The organism is Kitasatospora griseola (assembly GCF_014648555.1).
Lineage (GTDB): Bacteria > Actinomycetota > Actinomycetes > Streptomycetales > Streptomycetaceae > Kitasatospora > Kitasatospora griseola.
Genome location: NZ_BMRI01000021.1, coordinates 68556 through 85345, shown reverse-complemented (window position 1 = coordinate 85345; position 16790 = coordinate 68556). Strand labels below are relative to the sequence as shown.

Below are 16790 nucleotides of genomic sequence, written 5' to 3'. Positions count from 1 at the left end.
GCCCGAGCCGATCGGCCTGGCCGCCGTCCGCGACCCCGAACTGGTGCGCCGCTTCGCCGACATCGCCCGCCGCGAGTACCTCACCGTCGGCCTGCGGGTCGCCCTGCATCCGCAGCTCGACCTCGCCACCGAACCGCGCTGGTCGCGGCAGACCGGAACCTTCGGCTCCGACGCCGCCCTCACCGCCGAACTCGCCGAGGCCTACATCCGCGGCCTCCAGGGCGAGCGGCTCGGCCCGGACAGCGTGGCCGCCATGGTGAAGCACTTCCCCGGCGGCGGCCCGCAGAAGGACGGCGAGGACCCGCACTTCCCGCACGGCAAGGAACAGGTCTACCCGGGCGGGATGCGCGAACTGCACCTCGCCCCGTTCCGGGCGGCCGTTGCGGCCGGAGCCGCCCAGATGATGCCCTACTACGGGCAGCCGATCGGAACCGACTGGGAAGAGGTCGGCTTCGGTTTCAACCGCGACGTGGTCACCGGCCTGCTGCGCGACGAGCTCGGCTTCCAGGGCATCGTGTGCACCGACTGGGGCCTGCTCAACGACGACGAGATCTTCGGCGAACCGCACCGCGCCCGCGCCTGGGGCGTCGAACACCTCACCCCGGCCGAACGCGCCGCCAAGGCGCTCGACGCCGGCGTCGACCAGTTCGGCGGCGAGGAGTGCCCCGAACTGCTGCTCGCCCTGCTGCGCGACGGACGGATCACCGAGGAGCGGCTGGACACCTCGGTGCGACGCCTGCTGCGGGAGAAGTTCGTCCTCGGCCTGTTCGACGAGCGCCGGTACGTGGACCCCGACGCCGCCGAACTGGTCGTCGGCAACCCGGAGTTCCGCGCCGAGGGCGCCGCCGCGCAGCGCCGCTCGTTGACCGTCCTGGTCAACCGCGACGGCACCCTGCCGGTCACTCGCCCCGCCCCCCGCCTCTACACCGAGGGCCTCGACCCGGCCGTCGTCGCCCGGCACGGCCGGGCCGTCCAGGACCCGGCCGAGGCCGACCTCGCCGTGCTGCGCCTGTACACGCCGTACGAGCAGCGCCCGAACCGCTTCGAGTCGCTGTTCCACTCCGGGCACCTGGACTTCCCCGCGGACGAACTCGCCCGCATCCTCGCCGTGTTGGACGCCGTGCCGACCGTCGTGCTGATCAACCTGGAGCGGCCCGCGGTGCTCCCCGAGATCGCCGAGCGGGCGCACGCCCTGGTCGCCGACTACGGCGCGCAGGACGACGCCCTGCTCGACGCGGTGTTCGGACTGGCCCGCCCCGAGGGCCGCCTGCCGTTCGAACTGCCGCGCTCGATGGCCGCCGTGGCGGCCTCCCGCCCCGACGTGCCCAACGACACCGCCGACCCGGTCTTCCCGTACGGTCACGGCCTCGACCTGTGACCCCCCGTCAGAGAGGGACCCGCGCATGAGACGCACCGCCCGCCTGCTCGCTGCCGCCACCGCCGCCGGCACCCTGGCCGTCACCGTCCCCGCCGACGCCGCGCCCGCCGCCCCCGCACCGGCCGTCCGGCCGCTGGCGGGCCTGCGGGTGCTGCTCACCGACGACGACTCGATGCGGGCCGCCAAGGCCGCGCAGTCCGACGGCCTCGGCCTGTACGAGCTGCGCCGCGCCCTGTGCGCGGCCGGGGCCGACGTGGTGGTGATGGCGCCCTGGCAGGTCCAGTCCGGCAAGGGCACCGCCGTCAGCAACAGCGGCACGCTGGCCCTGGCCCGCCGCGGCGAGCTGCCCGCCGGTTACGGCGCGGACTGCGCCGCCGCCCCGTCCGGCGGGGCCGTGTACGGGGTCTGCCTGGACGACGCCTGCCGGCCCGACAGCCCCGCCGCCACCCCCGTGGACACCGTGCACCTCGCCCTGCGGGCCGCCCTCGCGGACCGGACCGGCTGGTCCGGCGGGCCCGACCTGGTGGTCTCCGGCATCAACTCCGGGGCCAACGTCAGCGCCCAGGTCAACGACTCCGGCACGGTCGGCGCGGCGCTCGCCGCCGTCGACGACGGCGTCCCGGCGCTCGCCTTCTCCACCACCGGCGACGACAGCGGCGAGTACTTCCCGACCGCGGACTACCGGGCCACCGCCGACTACGCCGCCCGGCTGATCGCCGGCCTGCGCGGGCACGACCTGCTCAGCCGCGCCTTCGCCCTCAAGGTGGACTATCCGGACATCACCGCCGGCCGCCCCGCCGGGCCCGCCCGGTGGACCTCCGTCGGCCGCGGCCGGGAGGTCTGGCACGCCTACGAGCCGACCGCCGGCGGCGCCTACGCCATCAGCCTCGGCTGGTGCGAGCACCGGCCCGGCGACAGCTGCACCGAGACCGCCCCGGACGCCGACGCCACCGCGCTGCTGCGGGACAACCGGATCTCCGTCACCCCCGTCACCCCCGACCGCACCTACGGCGCGCGCCCGGCCGACCCGGCCGAGCTCAACCGCGTCCGCCACTACGTCGAACACCAGGGGCCCACCCCGTGACCCGTCCAGGAGCAGAACAGATGACCGTCGTCCCCACCCGCAGCGGCCCGGTGCGCGGCGAGCGCCGCGCCGACGGGAGCGTGCGCTTCCTCGGCATCCCGTACGCCCAACCCCCCGTCGGGGCACTGCGGTTCGCCGCGCCCGTGGCGCCCGAGCCGTGGACCGGGGTGCTCGACGCCACCGCGTACGGGCCGACCGCGCAGCGCCGGCCGTTCGGCGAGGTCACCACCATCCCCGAGCCGACGATCCCCGGCGCGGGCACGCTCAACCTGAACGTCTTCACCCCCGCCACCGACCCGGCGGCCGGCCTGCCGGTGCTGGTGTGGATCCACGGCGGCGGCTACGTCGCGGGCAGCGCCGCCAGCCCCTGGTACGACGGCGCGGCCTTCAACCGGGACGGCGTGGTGCTGGTCACCGTCGGCTACCGGCTCGGCGTCGAGGGCTTCCTGCACCTGCCGGACGCGCCCGACAACCGGGGCGTGCGGGACTGGGTCGCCGCCCTGGAGTGGGTCCGCGACAACATCGCCGGCTTCGGCGGCGACCCCGCGAAGGTCACCGTCGCCGGGCAGTCGGCGGGCGGCGGCGCGGTGCAGACCCTGCTGGCCGTGCCCGCGGCCCGCGGGCTGCTGCGCGCAGCGATCTCCGCGTCCGGCGCGGTGCTCGAACCCGACGCCCCGGCCGTCGCCGCGGCGCTGGCCGGGCTGACCGGAGCGGTGCTCACCGCAGAGGCCCTGCAGGACGCGAGCGACGAGCAGCTGCTCGCGCTCCAGGACGCGCTGGGCGACGACGGCGACTCGCTTCTGGCCCTCGCCCCGTGCGTGGACGGCGAGTTGGTGACCCGTCCGGTGGCCGAGGCGGTCGCCGAGTCCGAGGTGCCGCTGCTGCTCGGCTTCACCGCGCACGAGTTCGCCGCGCCCGGGCCGGCCGTGCCGGGCGGCCCCGAGGTGGACGCGATGCTCGCCGCGTTCGGCCTGGACCCGGAGCGGGCCGCCCGGTTCCACGCCGAGAACCCGCAGGCCGCATCGGGCGAGGTGCTCACCGACTGGCTGTTCCGGGCCCCCGCGCTGGCCCTCGCCGAGGCCCGCGTCGCGGCCGGACTCCCCACCTGGCTCTACCAGTTCGAGTGGACGGGCAGCGCCCCGGGCCGGTCCGGTCAGGCCTACCACTGCACCGACCTGCCGTTCGCCTTCGACGCGCTGGCCGCCGAGGGCGTCGAGGAGGCGCTGGGCGCCCGGCCCCAGCAGGCCCTCGCCGACGCGGTGCACACCGCCTGGGTTGCCTTCGTCCGCGACCTCGACCCGGTCTGGCCGCCCTACCGCGACGGCCGCGCCACCATGCGATGGGGCTCGGAGGCGCGGGTCGAGCGCGACCCGCTGCGGGCCGTCCGGGAGATCTGGGCCGGCTGACCGGCGGCCGTCAGGAGATGGGTTCGGCGAGGCGGCGCAGCAGGGCGAGCAGGGTGGCGCGGTCGGCGGCGTCGAGCGGCTGCAGCAGGTCGTCGGTGACCCGGCGGCTGTCGCTGTCGGCCGTGCGCAGCAGCTCGCGGCCGGCCTCGGTGAGCACCACGATCCGGTTGCGGCGGTCGGCGGGGTCGGCCCGGCGTTCGGCCAGGCCGAGGCGCTGGAGGTCGTCGAGCAGGGTGACGACGGCGCTCGGGTCGTAGCCGAGGCGGTCGGCGAGTTCGCGCTGGCGGGCGCCGTCGACGGTGGCCAGGTAGCGCAGGATCGCGTGGTGGCGCAGGCGCAGGCCGTGCTGTTCCAGGGCGGCGTTGAACAGGCTGCCGGACCGCTGGCCGAGCCGGTACAGCAGGTATCCGGCGTCGGTCTGCAGGCGGTGCATCCAGGGGGCGTCACTCATGGGGCCCATCATGCCCGGAAATCTGGGTCCTCAGCAATCATTGACAACAGCAATCATTGTTCTTAGCTTCAATGGCCATGAGCAACGAATCCTTCTCCGGCCCTGCCACGCCCCTCGACCTCACCGGCAAGGTCGCCGTCGTCACCGGCAGCGGGCGCGGCCTCGGCCTCGCCTACGCCACCGCCCTCGCCCGCGCCGGCGCCGCCGTCGTGGTCAACGACCTGGACGCCGACACCGCCGAGCGGGCCGCCGCCACGATCCGGGAGGCCGACGGCAAGGCGGCCGCCCAGGCCGCCGCGGTCGGCACCGCCGAAGCCGCGCAACTCCTGGTGGACCGGGCCGTCGACGCCTTCGGGCGGCTCGACGTGATGGTCACCAACGCGGGCATCCTGCGCGACAAGGTGCTCTGGAAGATGACCGACGACGACTTCGACGCGGTCATCGCCACCCACCTGCGCGGCACTTTCACCTGCGCCCGCGCCGCCGCCGTCCGGATGCGCGAACAGGGCGACGGCGGCCGGCTGATCATGATCGGCTCCCCGGCCGGGCAGCGCGGCAACTTCGGGCAGACCAACTACGCCGCCGCCAAGGCCGGCATCGCCGCCATGGTGCGCACCTGGTCGATGGAGCTCGGCCGGGCCGGCATCACCGTCAACGCCGTCGTCCCGGTCGCCGCCACCGCGATGACCGAGACGATCCCCGCCTTCGCCCCCTACATCGAGGCGATGAAGCAGGGCGCGCCGCTGCCGGACTTCCTGCGCAAGGGCGAGGGCTTCGGCACCGCCGAGGACTGCGCCGCGCTGCTGCCCTTCCTCGCCTCGGACGCCGCCGCCGGCATCACCGGCCAGTGCATCGGCATCGGCGGCGACAAGCTCGCCCTGTGGTCGCACCCCCAGGAGGTGGCGACCGCGTACGCCGACGGCGGCTGGAGCCCCGAGACGATCGCCGCCGCCTGGGCCGGCTCGGTCGGCCGCGAACCGCAGAGCGTCGGCATCCCCGCCCCGGTCGTCCCCGGGAGCGCGAAGTGAACCTCGCCGAGCTGACCGCGATCGACGTCCACACCCACGCCGAGGTCTCCGCGCACGGCCACGCCTCGCTCGACGAGGAGCTGAACGAGGCCTCCAGCGGCTACTTCAAGGTGGCGGGCGACCGCAGGCCCACCGTGGCCGAGATGGCCGCGTACTACCGGGAGCGGAAGACGGCCGCCGTGGTGTTCACGGTCGACGCCGAACACGCCACCGGCCGCCCGCCCGTCCCCAACGAGGAGATCGCCGAGGCCGCCGCCGCCAACGCCGACGTGCTGATCCCGTTCGCCTCGATCGACCCGTTCCGCGGGAAGGCGGGCGTCCGTCAAGCCCGCCGCCTGGTCGAGGAGTTCGGCGTCAAGGGCTTCAAGTTCCACCCGAGCATCCAGGCCTTCTTCCCCAACGACCGGCTCGCCTACCCGCTGTACGAGCTGATCGAGGAGACCGGCACCGTCGCCCTGTTCCACACCGGCCAGACCGGCATCGGCGCGGGCGTCCCCGGGGGCGGCGGCATCCGGCTCAAGTACGCCAACCCGATGCACGTGGACGACGTGGCCGCCGACTTCCCGCACCTGAAGATCGTCCTCGCCCACCCGTCCTTCCCCTGGCAGGACGAGGCGCTGGCCGTCGCCACCCACAAGCCCGGCGTGCACATCGACCTCTCCGGCTGGTCCCCGAAGTACTTCCCGCCGCAGCTGGTGCAGTACGCCAACACCCTGCTCCAGGACAAGGTGCTGTTCGGCTCCGACTACCCGGTCCTCACCCCCGACCGCTGGCTCGCCGACTTCGCGAAGCTGCCGATCAAGGACGAGGTCCGGCCGAAGATCCTCAAGGACAACGCCGCCCGGCTGCTCGGGCTGAGCTGAAAGGGCCCAATCCGCCCATGCGCAACGACGGAATCGGCTCCTGGCCCGCCCGCCGGGCCCGGAAGACCCCGCACCGCACCGCCCTGCGCCACCACGGACGCACCTACACCTACGCCGAACTGAACGATCGCAGCACCCGGCTGGCGCACGCGCTGCGCACCGCGGGCGTCCGCCGCGGCGACCGGGTCGCCCACCTCGGCCCCAACCACCCCGCCTTCCTGGAGACGCTGTTCGCCGCCGGATTGCTCGGCGCGCTGTTCGTCCCCCTCAACACCCGGCTGGCGCCGCCCGAGATCGCCCACCAGCTCGACGACTGCGGGGCCCGGGCGCTGATCCACGCGCCCGACTGCGCCCCGCTGGTTCCGGCGGGCGCCGTGCCGGTGGCAGTCGAGACCGGACCGGCGTACGAGTCCTGGCTGGCCGGGGCGGACGCCACCCCGATCGACGAGCCGGTCGACCTGGACGACACCTGCCTGATCATGTACACCTCGGGGACCACCGGCCGTCCCAAGGGCGCCATGCTCACCCACGGCAACATCACCTGGAACGCGTACAACGTCCTGGTCGACACCGACCTGGTCGCCGACGACATCGCGCTGGTCAGTGCGCCGCTGTTCCACACCGGCGGCCTCAACATGCTCGCGCTGCCGGTGCTGCTCAAGGGCGGCGCCTGCCTGCTGACCGAATCCTTCGACCCGGCCGGCGTGCTGGAGCTGATCGCCCGCGAGCGAATCAGCTTCATGTTCGGCGTGCCGACCATGTTCGACCTGATGGCCCGTCAATCCGGCTGGGCCGACGCCGACCTGAGCAGCCTGCGGATCCTCAACTGCGGCGGCGCCCCCGTCCCGAGGCCGCTGATCGACACCTACCTGAGCCGAGGCCTGGCCTTCCTGCAGGGCTACGGCATGACCGAGGCCGGGCCCGGCGCCCTCTTCCTGGACGCCGAACACGCCGTCGGCAAGGCCGGCAGCGCGGGCGTCCCGCACTTCTTCACCGACGTGCGGCTGCACGGACCCGACGGGCGGGAGGTCGGCCCCGGCGAGGTCGGCGAGGTCGTGGTCCACGGGCCCAACGTCGGCACCGGCTACTGGGGCCTGCCCGAGGCCACCGCGCAGTCCTTCCACGACGGCTGGTTCCGCAGCGGCGACGCCGCCCGGGCGGACGCCGACGGCTACGTCACCATCGCCGACCGGCTCAAGGACATGTACATCTCCGGCGGCGAGAACGTCTACCCCGCCGAGGTGGAAGGCGCCCTGCTGGCCCTGCCCGGCGTCGCCGAATGCGCCGTTTTCGGCGTCCCCGACGCCAAGTGGGGCGAGGTCGGCCGGGCCGTGGTGGTCCCCGCGGCCGGGGCGGACCTCGACCCCGCGGCGCTGCTCGCCGCGCTGGCGGGCGTGCTCGCCAAGTACAAGCTCCCCCGGTCGGTGGTGCTCGCGCAGGAACTGCCGCGCACCGCCTCCGGGAAGATCCTCAAGCATCGGCTCCGTGCCCGGCACGGCGGCTGACCCACCGAAAGGCAACCCTCATGGCACTCACCGTCAACGGCCTCGCCGAGCTGAAGTCGCAGGCCGGCGCCGACCTCGGCGCCAGCCGCTGGCTGGAGGTCACCCAGCAGCGCATCGACACCTTCGCGGACGCCACCGACGACCACCAGTGGATCCACACCGACCCCGAGCGGGCCGCCACCGGCCCGTTCGGCGCCCCCATCGCGCACGGCTACCTGACGCTGTCGCTGTTCATCCCGCTGTTCACCGAACTGCTGGAGGTCGAGGGCGTCACCACCAAGGTCAACTACGGCCTGAACAAGGTCCGCTTCCCCTCACCGGTCAAGGTCGGCTCCCGCATCCGCCTGCTCGCCCGGCTCACCGAGGTCGAGGAGGTGCCGGGCGGTGTGCAGATCACCGTCGACGGCACCGTGGAGATCGAAGGCGCCACCAAGCCGGCCGCCGTACTGCAGAGCCTCTCCCGGTTCTACGCCTGACCGCAGTAGTTGCCATGCGATGTCTCGCGGGCCGTGCTGTGCAAGATGCTCGATCTCTGCGGCGTCGTCACCGAACGGCAGGTGATCTCCGCCGGGGCATCCGGCGTGGTTCAGGCCCCACCGAGCCGTAGCGGCCCCACGCCGTCAAGGGCCGTGCGGGCAGCCCGGGCGAGGGCGTACCGGTCGTGCTGGGCAAGGTGGCCGACCGCTTCCGCGTCGCTGCCGCCCAGCATGCGTGCCCTGGTGGTCGAGCTGCCCGCCCTCGCCGCGCAGTAGAAACAGTGAAGCCCCCGTCGAAGGCGGCGGGGGCTCAACTGATCGGTGAGTGCGGCGAGTTGCTGTTAGGCATTGCCAAACTCGCCGCGCCCCGCCGCCGCGACGAAGGCAGCCCAGGCGGACGAGGAGACAGTGAGAACGGGGCCGTTCGGATCTTTGCTGTCCCGAACGAGCAGTGCGGCGTGAGAAGACATGTAGTCGGTGCTGATCTCGACACACTGACCCTGACCGTTTGAGTAACTGGACTTGAGCCAGCTTGCGCCGGTTCGGTCGATCGGAGTGGCGGACATGTTGGTTAGATCCTTCCGAACAGTTCGGATCAGTGCGATTGATTCAGCCGGGGCCAGAGCCTCCGCCTGCAGGCGATGGTAGTCCGTCAACCATGCGGCCACCGTTGCGTTCTCGCGCTGGACGCACCCACGGTGGTGCGTCTCGGTGTACCCAACCGTCTCGTGCGTGGGCAGGGTCAGGAGAGTCACGGACTGTGTGAACGGCCGCCTCCCGGCCCGCTCGAAGGGCAGCACTTGGAGGGTCACGGTCGGCCATTGCGCCAGCTCCGCCATCCAGTCAAGTTGTTCAGCGGTAACGCCGGGGGAGCCGATCACGGTTCGAATGCAACTCTCGTCCAGGACGAGCCGAAGGCGTGGTGGGTTCGGCCCTCGAAGGGGGGCCTGGCGCTCCATGAGGGCTTGGACCCGAGCGTCAGCCTGGGCCTGGGTGATCGATCCGCGCACCACGTAGCCGGCCTGGAGAGCGGTGGCGAATCGGCGTGTCTGAGCGATGCCCGGAGGTAGCCCAACCTCCCATTGCCGCATCTCCACTGTGGTGAGCTCAAGGGCCCGGTACTCGTCGAAGCCTTCGATGAACGCGCTGTGACTGAGCATCCACCAGGAACCCTCAAGTGTGCCACCCGCTCCAAGTGCGCGATCGACGGCGCGAACGAATTCGATCGGCGGCAGGCGCTTCCCAAGCTCGATCAGGGAGACGTAGGCACCTGTGAACCTGGCTGCACGGCCCAGCTCTGCCTGGGTCATACCCGCATGGCGTCGCAGTTCACGAAGCTGCCACCCGAACGCGTGGAGTGGAGATGACGAAGGGTCAATATCGGTGATCCGCAAAGGCGTTCGGCTCCAATTCAACAGCAACTAGTGTTGATTTGCATTGGTGGAGATCTTACGTGCAGGGGTCCATCCTGGTTACACGCCGACAGCGGCGCGGAACGACGGGTGATCGTCGCCGCCCGTGCCTGCCCTCAAGATCGGAGTTGTTGTGACCCCGCCGACACCACCGCGCGGCAACTGGGCGTGCGCCTGGGTTGCAGGTCTGGCAGCTACCCGTCCTCGATCGGTACTGACCGGGTGCCGGCGGACCGTTACGCACCGGGGCTCGACATCGTGTCGGACGGCGGCACCAGCACCGCCATCGAAGCGGCGCTCATGCGGCCGATGCCCGGAAGCGGGTACGGGGAGATCAAGCTGGTGCCGGTCAGCAAGGTCTTCGAGGCGGAGATCGACGACCCCTCGAAGCTCCGCATCATTCAGGCGCTGAGGGTGGCGACGTTCGGTCGCGGCTTCCCGATGACCGTCCTGGGCGTCCCCACCCCGGCCTTGCCATCCGGGCGGACGGCGAACTCCGTCCGGGTCCCAGGACGGTGCCGATCCCGGCCTCGGACGGTCGGGATTGGTGATCCTCGTCCCGAACACGACCATCGACCCTGTGCCCGGGACGGGTCTCGTTCATGCCAACACGAAGGAGAACCACGTGACCGCGACCACGGAACGCCCCGCGGCGTTCAATGTGCCCGCGTCGGTCGAGCTGGAGCTGACCGGCAAGTGTCAGCTCTCCTGTGGCCACTGCTACAACGACTCCGGCCCGCAGATGTCGCACGGCACGATGACGCTGGACGACTGGCGGGCTGTCATCTCCGAGTGCGCCGAACTCGGTGTCGGAAACGTACAGTTGATCGGCGGAGAGCCCACGGCCTACCCGGGTTGGGCGGATCTCGTGGACCACGCGCTGAGCGTGGGTCTGGATGTCGAGGTCTTTTCGAACCTCTACCACGTCACGGCCAAGGGCTGGGCCGTGCTCTCCCAGCCCGGTGTCAGGCTGGGCACCTCGTACTACTCCGTCAACGCCGGGGAGCACGACCGGGTGACCAACGTCGCCGGGAGCCACGCGAAGACCCGGGCCAACATCATCGAAGCCCTCGAACGCGGTATCCCGATCCGGGCCGGAATCGTCCGCTGCCACGACGGACAGCTTGAGGAACTGGCCCGTCAGGAGTTGTTGGCGCTGGGCGTCCACCACATCACCCTGGACGATGCCCGGGGAGTCGGTCGGGGCAGCGGTGGGCAGGCTCCGACGATGGATGCGCTGTGCGGCAACTGCACGCGTGGCCGGCTCGCCGTCCTCCCTGATGGGACCGTCGCCCCGTGCGTGATCGGTCGGTGGCTGGGGTCCGAGAACGTGAAGGCCCAGGGCGGACTCCGGGGCGTGCTCAGCAGTCAGGCATGGGCGGAGACCGCTGCCGGCATCCCGCCGAAGCGCACCGCCACGGGCGCCTGCCCGCCGAACGACTCCAACGACTGCGACCCGTCCAACACCCCCGCGTGCGTACCGAAGTACGACGTTGCGCCGGGCCCGGCATCGCTCGGCGCATGTACGCCGAACGACTCCAACGATTGCGACCCGAGCAACACGCCCGCCTGTGCGCCCGCGTACGGTGTCGCTCCGGTTCCGGTGCTGCTCGGGGGGTGCCCGCCGAGCGACTCCCAGAGCTGTGCCCCGACCGAAACGCCGTGCAACCCTGCGTTCGCTCTGTAGCAAAGGGGATTCGATGAGCTGGACGAAGTACGCGCACGACCTGTCCGAACAGACGACCGACCCGGATTCCCGGTGGCGATACCCGGTGTCGGAGGTGGCCCGGCATCTGCTGGTGCCGAAGTGGTGGGAGCCCGCCGAAGGCGGCGGCTGGCGACTTCAGGTCGGCGAGACGGACCCGGACCTCTGGTTCCGGCGCGCTTACGGCCACCAGTCAGTGGTCACGAGCGTGGGCGGGCTCCACGCGGACCATGCAAGGCCGGACGACGTTCCGACGGGCCGCCCGACGAGTTCCGCCACGCTCACGGCGCTGGTCGTCAAGATGCTCCGCCATGCTCGAATCGGCGACCACAACACTCTGCTGGACGTGGGCACCGGGGCCGGCGGGCTGACGGCCATTGCCTCCATCAGGCTGGGCGCGAACCGCGTCACCAGCGTGGATGTGGACGGATACCTGTCGTACGCGGCGAAGGCCCGTCTCGGTGAGATGGGGCTGAAGCCCGAGTTCATCACCGTGGACGCCACCGGCCCGATCCCTGGTGAATACGATCGGATCGTCTCCACGGTGTCCGTTCGGCCCGTTCCGCCCTCATGGCTTCGGGCTCTCCACCCCGGCGGACGATTCGTCACCACCATTGCCGACACCGCCCTGATCCTGACTGCCTGGAAGGATCCGGACGGCGGGGCGACCGGCGTCATCGAACGGGACTGGGCGGGATTCATGACCGCCCGCCACGGCCCGAACTACCCGCCGGGCCTTGAGCACCTGTTCAAGACCGCTCGGGAGTCCGACGGCGAAGAGGTCAAGTCGTACCGCTACCCCGTTGCGGACATTCGCGAGCACTGGGAGACGTGGTCCATGTTCACGATCAACGTGCCCGGTGTCGAGATCGACTTCGAAGAGCGGCCCGGCCGGCGAACGGCCTACCTCATCCATCCTGACGGGTCGTGGGCCCGGGCGGAGGCGGAGCGCTTCGAATCGCCGACGGTGCACCAGAGCGGGCCGCGCCGGCTCTGGGAAGACCTGGAGCGGATTCGGAACTGGCGGGAGGTCGAAGGCGGACTTCCCCTCTACGGCTGCAAGGCCCGGATCGACCCCGCCGGTGTGATTCACCTGTCCCGGGGCCGTTGGTCGGAGACGATCAGCGCTTGACGCACCAGTTGGCAGCTCCGTTGGAGTGAAACCGGGAGCACGGACATCGAACCGTCACCCGGCAAGGCGCAGACCGTCGTCCGGGTGGCCGCTCTGAAGGCCGCAGACCCCGCCCTGGTGGCCAAGGCAGACCGGGCGATCGACCGGGCCCGGAACGTCCGCTCCGATGTCAAGGCGGGCAAGGCGGCGGCGACGCCCCGTCAGGCGGGCGTCGGGGTGTCGGCGAGCTGCTGTTCCAGGGCCGCCAGGGTGCGGTAGCAGGGCAGCACCTGGGCGAGCGAGGCGTTGGGCTCGCGGCCCTCGCGGATCGCCGCGACGAACTCGCGGTCCTGGAGTTCGATGCCGTCCAGGGAGACGTCGACGCCGCTGACGTCGACGGGTTCGTCCGCGCCGGTCACCAGGTCGTCGTAGCGGGCGAGGTAGGTGCCGGTGTCGCCGATGTAGCGGAAGAACGTGCCGAGCGGGCCGTCGTTGTTGAAGGAGAGCGAGAGGGTGCAGATCGCGCCGCTCGCAACCTTCAGCTGGATCGACATGTCCATCGCGATGCCGAGCTCCGGGTGGATCGGGCCCTGGATCGCGTTGGCCTGCACGATCGGCGAACCGGTCTGGTAGGCGAACAGGTCGACGGTGTGCGCGGCATGGTGCCACAGCAGGTGGTCGGTCCAACTGCGCTGCTGACCGAGCGCGTTGAGGTTGGTGCGGCGGAAGAAGTAGGTCTGCACGTCGAGCTGCTGGATCGCGAACCCGCCCGCCGTGATCCGTCGGCGCACCCACTGGTGGCTGGGGTTGAACCGGCGGGTGTGCCCGGCCATCGCCACCAGCCCGGTGCGCTCCGCCGCCGCCACGCACGCCTCGGCGTCCGACAGCGAGGCCGCGACCGGGATCTCCACCTGCACGTGCTTGCCCGCCGCCAGGCAGGCCCGGGTCTGCGCGGCGTGCAGCGGCGTCGGCGTGGCCAGGATCACCGCGTCCACGTCGCCCATCGCCAGCACCTCCTCCAGGCTGCCGGCGGCCCGGGCGACGCCCTGCTCGGCGGCGAACCTGCGGGAGCTCTCGGGCGAGGAGGAGACCACGGCGGCCAGCTCCACGCCCTCGATCCGGCGCAGGGCCGCCGCGTGCTTGGCGCCGAACGCTCCACCGCCGGCCAGGGCGATCCTCAGGGGCTGCTGCTTCGTCATGTCAGTTCTCCTCGGTGGGCGTCGCGGCCCGCGGACGGTTGTTCAGGATCAGGTGGCCGACGGCGGTGTTGGACGCCGGCACGTGGTAGAAGCGGTGCTCGACGTCGACCCGGCCGCCGTCGTCGACGTCGCTCAGCGCGCCGCGCGCGATCAGCCACATCACCAGCTCGATGCCCTCCGAGCCGGCCTCCTCGACGTACTCCAGGTGCGGCACCCGGGCCAGGCCCGCCGGGTCGGCGACCAGCCGGTCCAGGAACGCGTTGTCCCACTCCCGGTTGATCAACCCGGCGCGCGGGCCCTGGAGTTGGTGGCTCATCCCGCCGGTGCCCCAGACCTGCACGTTCAGCGGCCGCGGGTAGGACTCGATCGCCCGGCGCAGCGCCCGGCCGAGTTCGAAGCAGCGGGCCCCGGACGGCACCGGGTACTGCACCACGTTGACGTGCAGCGGGATCACCCGGCACGGCCACGCGTCCACGTCGCCGAACATCAGCGACAGCGGCACCGTCAGCCCGTGGTCGACGGGCATCTCGTTGGCCAGCGTCAGGTCGAAGTCGTCCCGGATCAGGCAGTGCGCGAGGTGTGCGGCGAACTCCGGATCGCCCTCGACGCCCGGCACCGGGCGCGGGCCGTAGCCCTCGTCGGCGGTCGGGTAGGCGGCGCCGGTGCCCAGCACGAAGGTCGGGATCAGCGAGAGGTCGAAGGCGCTGGCGTGATCGTTGTAGACCAGGATCACCACGTCGGGGACGTTCTCCCGGGCCCACCGCCGCGAGTGCTGGTAGCCGGCGAACACCGGCCGCCAGTACGGCTCTTCGGTCTTTGCGTGGTCCATCGCCGCGCCGATCGCCGGGACGTGCGAGGTGAACACGGCGGCCGACACGGCGGCGTGCTCGGCGGGCGGCGACGGGTCGGCGTGCGCGGCCTCCAGCACCGCGTGGTCGATCCGGTTGCCGGGGGCGGAGGCCGAGCGGCCGCCGGCGACCATCATGTCCCGGTACTCCTGCTCGGTCATGCCCGTCATCGAGCCCGCCATCTGCTGGAACGAGAACCCCAGCGTGGCACCCCACTTGGCGAGGAAGTAGATGTTCCCGCCCTCGCGCATCGCCGCGTTCAGGTCCCGGTCCAGCAGCGCCTGCTTCTGTGCCTCGCGCAGCGGCCAGGCGTCCAGGTAGCCGCGCTCGTCGGCCAGGTACGCGGCCCGGTTCTCGGCCGTCATCAACGACATGCAGAACTGGTTGAGGTGGTAGCCCTTCGCGGACTGCTCGGCGTCGAAGATGGTGGTCCCGGGGACGAGCCGGTACGTCCGGTCGACTGCCATGGTGTCAACTCCCTTCCGACGAAGGCCAGTAGAGGCGGTTCGGGTTGTCGACCAGCAGCCGCCGGCGCAGCTCCTCGGTCGGGGCGATGTGCGGGAGGAAGTCGACCAGCAGGCCGTCGTCCGGCATGTGGTCCTTCAGGTTGGGGTGCGGCCAGTCGGTGCCCCACAGCACCCGGTCGGGGAACTCCTCGACCACCCGGCGGGCGAACGGCACCACGTCCCGGTACGCGTTCCGTTCGCCGTCCAGGGCCGGCGGGCCGGTGAGCGAGAGGCGCTCCGGGCAGCTCACCTTGCACCAGATGTCGTCCCGGGCGCGCAGGAAGGAGAGGAACGCGGCGAACTCCGGGCCGTCCGGGTCCTTCGAGACGTCCGGTCGGCCCAGGTGGTCGATCACCAGCGGCACCGGAATGGAGAGGAAGAACTCGCGCAGCTCCGCCAGGTCGGCCGCCTCGAAGTACAGCACCACGTGCCAGCCCAGCGGGGCGATCCGCTCCACCACGTCCCACAGGTCCTCGCGCGGCGTCACGTCGACCAGGCGGCGCACGAAGTTGAACCGCACCCCGCGCACGCCGGCTGCGTGCAGTTCCCGCAGTTCGGCGTCCGAGGTACCCGGTCGGACGGTGGCCACGCCGCGGGCCCGGCCGCCGGAGCGGTGCAGGGCGTCCACCAGCGCGCGGTTGTCGGCGCCGTGGCAGGTCGCCTGGACGATCACGTTGCAGGCGAAGCCCAGGTGGTCGCGGAGGGCGAACAGCTGCTCGGCGGAGGCGTCGCACGGCGTGTACTTGCGCTCCGGCGCGTACGGGAACTCGGCGGCCGGGCCGAAGACGTGACAGTGCGCGTCCACGGCACCGGCCGGGAGGGCGAGCGCCGGGCGGGCGGGGTAGGGGTGCCAGTCCAGCCAGCCGGGGGTCTTGTGCTGATCCGTCGTCATGGTTCAGTCCTCGTAGCGCAGTCCGAGCTCGGCCAGCGGGCCGCGCATGCCGTACATGTCCATGCCCAGCTCGCCCGAGCGCAGCCGCTCGCGCTTGCCCGCCTCGGCCGCCTCCCGCCGGGCGGAGGCCTCGGCGACCTCGGCGGCCCGCTCGCGCGGCACCACCACCACGCCGTCGGCATCCGCCAGCACCACGTCGCCCGGGCGCACCGGCGCGTTGGCGCACACCACCGGCACGTTGACCGAGCCGAGGGTCGCCTTCACGGTGCCCCGCGCGTTGACCGCCCGGGAGAACACCGGGAAGTCCATCGCCGTGAGGTCCGCGACGTCCCGCACGCCGCCGTCGATCACCAGGCCGGCGCAGCCCCGGGAGCGGAACGAGGTCGCCAGCAGCTCGCCGAAGAAGCCGTCCTCGCTCTCCGTCGTGCAGGCCGCCACCACCACGTCGCCGGGTCGGATCTGCTCCGCCGCGACGTGCAGCATCCAGTTGTCGCCGGGCTGGAGCAGCACCGTGACCGCCGGGCCGCACAGCCGCGCCGACGGGTACACCGGGCGCAGGTAGGGGCGGGTCAGGCCGGTGCGGCCCATCGCCTCGTGGACGGTCGCCGTGCCGAACGCCGACAGCGCGGCCACCGCGGCCGGATCGGGCCGCTCGATCGTGGTGCGGACGACACCGAGTTCGGGGTGCATGTGCATCGCTCCTGGGGGTCAGCGGCCGGACGCGGCGAGGCGGGCGGCCAGTCGGGGGTGGACGCGCAGCGCGTTGCCGGCGTACACGGCCGCCCGCTGCTCGTCGGAGAGCCGGTCGGTGGCGTCCACGTACCGTCGGGTGTCGTCGAAGTGGTGGCCCGTCAGCGGATCGACGCCGCGCACCGCGCCGATCATTTCGCTGGCGAACAGCACGCCCTCGGACGGGACGACGGAGG

16 protein-coding genes and 1 pseudogene are annotated in these 16790 nt (G+C 72.0%); 9 read left to right on the top strand and 8 right to left on the bottom strand.

From position 1 onward, the window contains the following. From IEZ12_RS24460 to IEZ12_RS24450, 3 genes are all read left to right on the top strand, one after another. Positions 1 to 1378, top strand: a 1378-nt coding sequence (locus tag IEZ12_RS24460; RefSeq protein WP_229847904.1) for a glycoside hydrolase family 3 protein, incomplete at its 5' end; no start/stop codon positions are given. Positions 1379 to 1403: 25 nt separating this feature from the next. Beyond that, positions 1404 to 2462 (top strand): 5'/3'-nucleotidase SurE, encoded by a 1059-nt coding sequence (gene surE / locus IEZ12_RS24455; RefSeq protein ID WP_189274696.1) that lies wholly within the window; start codon positions 1404 to 1406, stop codon positions 2460 to 2462. A gap of 20 nt (positions 2463 to 2482) precedes the next feature. Further along, complete coding sequence (locus tag IEZ12_RS24450) at positions 2483 to 3868, top strand: carboxylesterase/lipase family protein (RefSeq protein WP_189274693.1); 1386 nt, start codon at positions 2483 to 2485, stop codon at positions 3866 to 3868. Between the two features lie 10 nt (positions 3869 to 3878). Here IEZ12_RS24450 and IEZ12_RS24445 read toward each other — a convergent pair whose 3' ends face one another. Beyond that, positions 3879 to 4319 carry a MarR family winged helix-turn-helix transcriptional regulator gene (locus tag IEZ12_RS24445; RefSeq protein ID WP_189274691.1) on the bottom strand — a complete coding sequence of 147 codons (441 nt, stop codon included), beginning with the start codon at positions 4317 to 4319 and terminating at the stop codon, positions 3879 to 3881. Between the two features lie 71 nt (positions 4320 to 4390). Between IEZ12_RS24445 and IEZ12_RS24440 the strand changes: the two genes are divergently transcribed. The 4 genes from IEZ12_RS24440 to IEZ12_RS24425 are packed head-to-tail and all read left to right on the top strand — an operon-like array spanning position 4391 to position 8191. Next, positions 4391 to 5347 (top strand): SDR family NAD(P)-dependent oxidoreductase, encoded by a 957-nt coding sequence (locus tag IEZ12_RS24440; RefSeq protein WP_189274689.1) that lies wholly within the window; start codon positions 4391 to 4393, stop codon positions 5345 to 5347. Then, positions 5344 to 6210, top strand: a complete 867-nt coding sequence (locus IEZ12_RS24435; RefSeq protein WP_189274687.1) for an amidohydrolase family protein — start codon at positions 5344 to 5346, stop codon at positions 6208 to 6210. Before IEZ12_RS24440 ends, IEZ12_RS24435 begins: the two co-directional genes overlap by 4 nt. Positions 6211 to 6227: 17 nt before the next feature. Further along, positions 6228 to 7715, top strand: coding sequence for an acyl-CoA synthetase (locus tag IEZ12_RS24430; RefSeq protein WP_189274686.1), 1488 nt, complete (start codon positions 6228 to 6230; stop codon positions 7713 to 7715). A gap of 20 nt (positions 7716 to 7735) precedes the next feature. Beyond that, a complete protein-coding gene (locus IEZ12_RS24425; RefSeq protein WP_189274684.1) occupies positions 7736 to 8191 on the top strand; it encodes a MaoC family dehydratase in 456 nt (151 codons plus the stop codon). A 341-nt stretch (positions 8192 to 8532) separates the two neighbouring features. Here IEZ12_RS24425 and IEZ12_RS24420 read toward each other — a convergent pair whose 3' ends face one another. After that, positions 8533 to 9585 (bottom strand): Scr1 family TA system antitoxin-like transcriptional regulator, encoded by a 1053-nt coding sequence (locus IEZ12_RS24420; RefSeq protein WP_189274682.1) that lies wholly within the window; start codon positions 9583 to 9585, stop codon positions 8533 to 8535. A 254-nt stretch (positions 9586 to 9839) separates the two neighbouring features. Further along, positions 9840 to 10004: a hypothetical protein gene (locus IEZ12_RS24415; RefSeq protein WP_189274681.1), complete on the bottom strand. Its 165-nt coding sequence runs from the start codon at positions 10002 to 10004 to the stop codon at positions 9840 to 9842. 146 nt (positions 10005 to 10150) lie between these two features. Between IEZ12_RS24415 and IEZ12_RS24410 the strand changes: the two genes are divergently transcribed. Together IEZ12_RS24410 and IEZ12_RS24405 are read left to right on the top strand one after the other, a co-directional pair. Next, positions 10151 to 11290, top strand: coding sequence for a radical SAM protein (locus IEZ12_RS24410; RefSeq protein WP_229847898.1), 1140 nt, complete (start codon positions 10151 to 10153; stop codon positions 11288 to 11290). A gap of 13 nt (positions 11291 to 11303) precedes the next feature. Further along, a complete protein-coding gene (locus IEZ12_RS24405) occupies positions 11304 to 12440 on the top strand; it encodes a 50S ribosomal protein L11 methyltransferase (protein ID WP_189274679.1) in 1137 nt (378 codons plus the stop codon). A 200-nt stretch (positions 12441 to 12640) separates the two neighbouring features. Here IEZ12_RS24405 and IEZ12_RS24400 read toward each other — a convergent pair whose 3' ends face one another. From IEZ12_RS24400 to IEZ12_RS38940, 5 genes and pseudogenes are all read right to left on the bottom strand, one after another. After that, entirely contained in the window at positions 12641 to 13618 is a 978-nt protein-coding gene (locus IEZ12_RS24400; protein WP_189274677.1) for a Gfo/Idh/MocA family oxidoreductase, read from the bottom strand. Between the two features lies 1 nt (position 13619). Next, a complete protein-coding gene (ligA, locus tag IEZ12_RS24395; protein ID WP_189274675.1) occupies positions 13620 to 14933 on the bottom strand; it encodes a protocatechuate 4,5-dioxygenase subunit alpha in 1314 nt (437 codons plus the stop codon). 4 nt (positions 14934 to 14937) lie between these two features. Further along, positions 14938 to 15864 carry an amidohydrolase family protein gene (locus IEZ12_RS24390; RefSeq protein WP_189274673.1) on the bottom strand — a complete coding sequence of 309 codons (927 nt, stop codon included), beginning with the start codon at positions 15862 to 15864 and terminating at the stop codon, positions 14938 to 14940. Positions 15865 to 15867: 3 nt separating this feature from the next. Beyond that, positions 15868 to 16554 (bottom strand): 4-carboxy-4-hydroxy-2-oxoadipate aldolase/oxaloacetate decarboxylase, encoded by a 687-nt coding sequence (gene ligK, locus IEZ12_RS24385; protein WP_189274671.1) that lies wholly within the window; start codon positions 16552 to 16554, stop codon positions 15868 to 15870. An 18-nt stretch (positions 16555 to 16572) separates the two neighbouring features. Continuing rightward, positions 16573 to 16790: pseudogene (locus tag IEZ12_RS38940) on the bottom strand (amidohydrolase family protein); the annotation flags it as partial.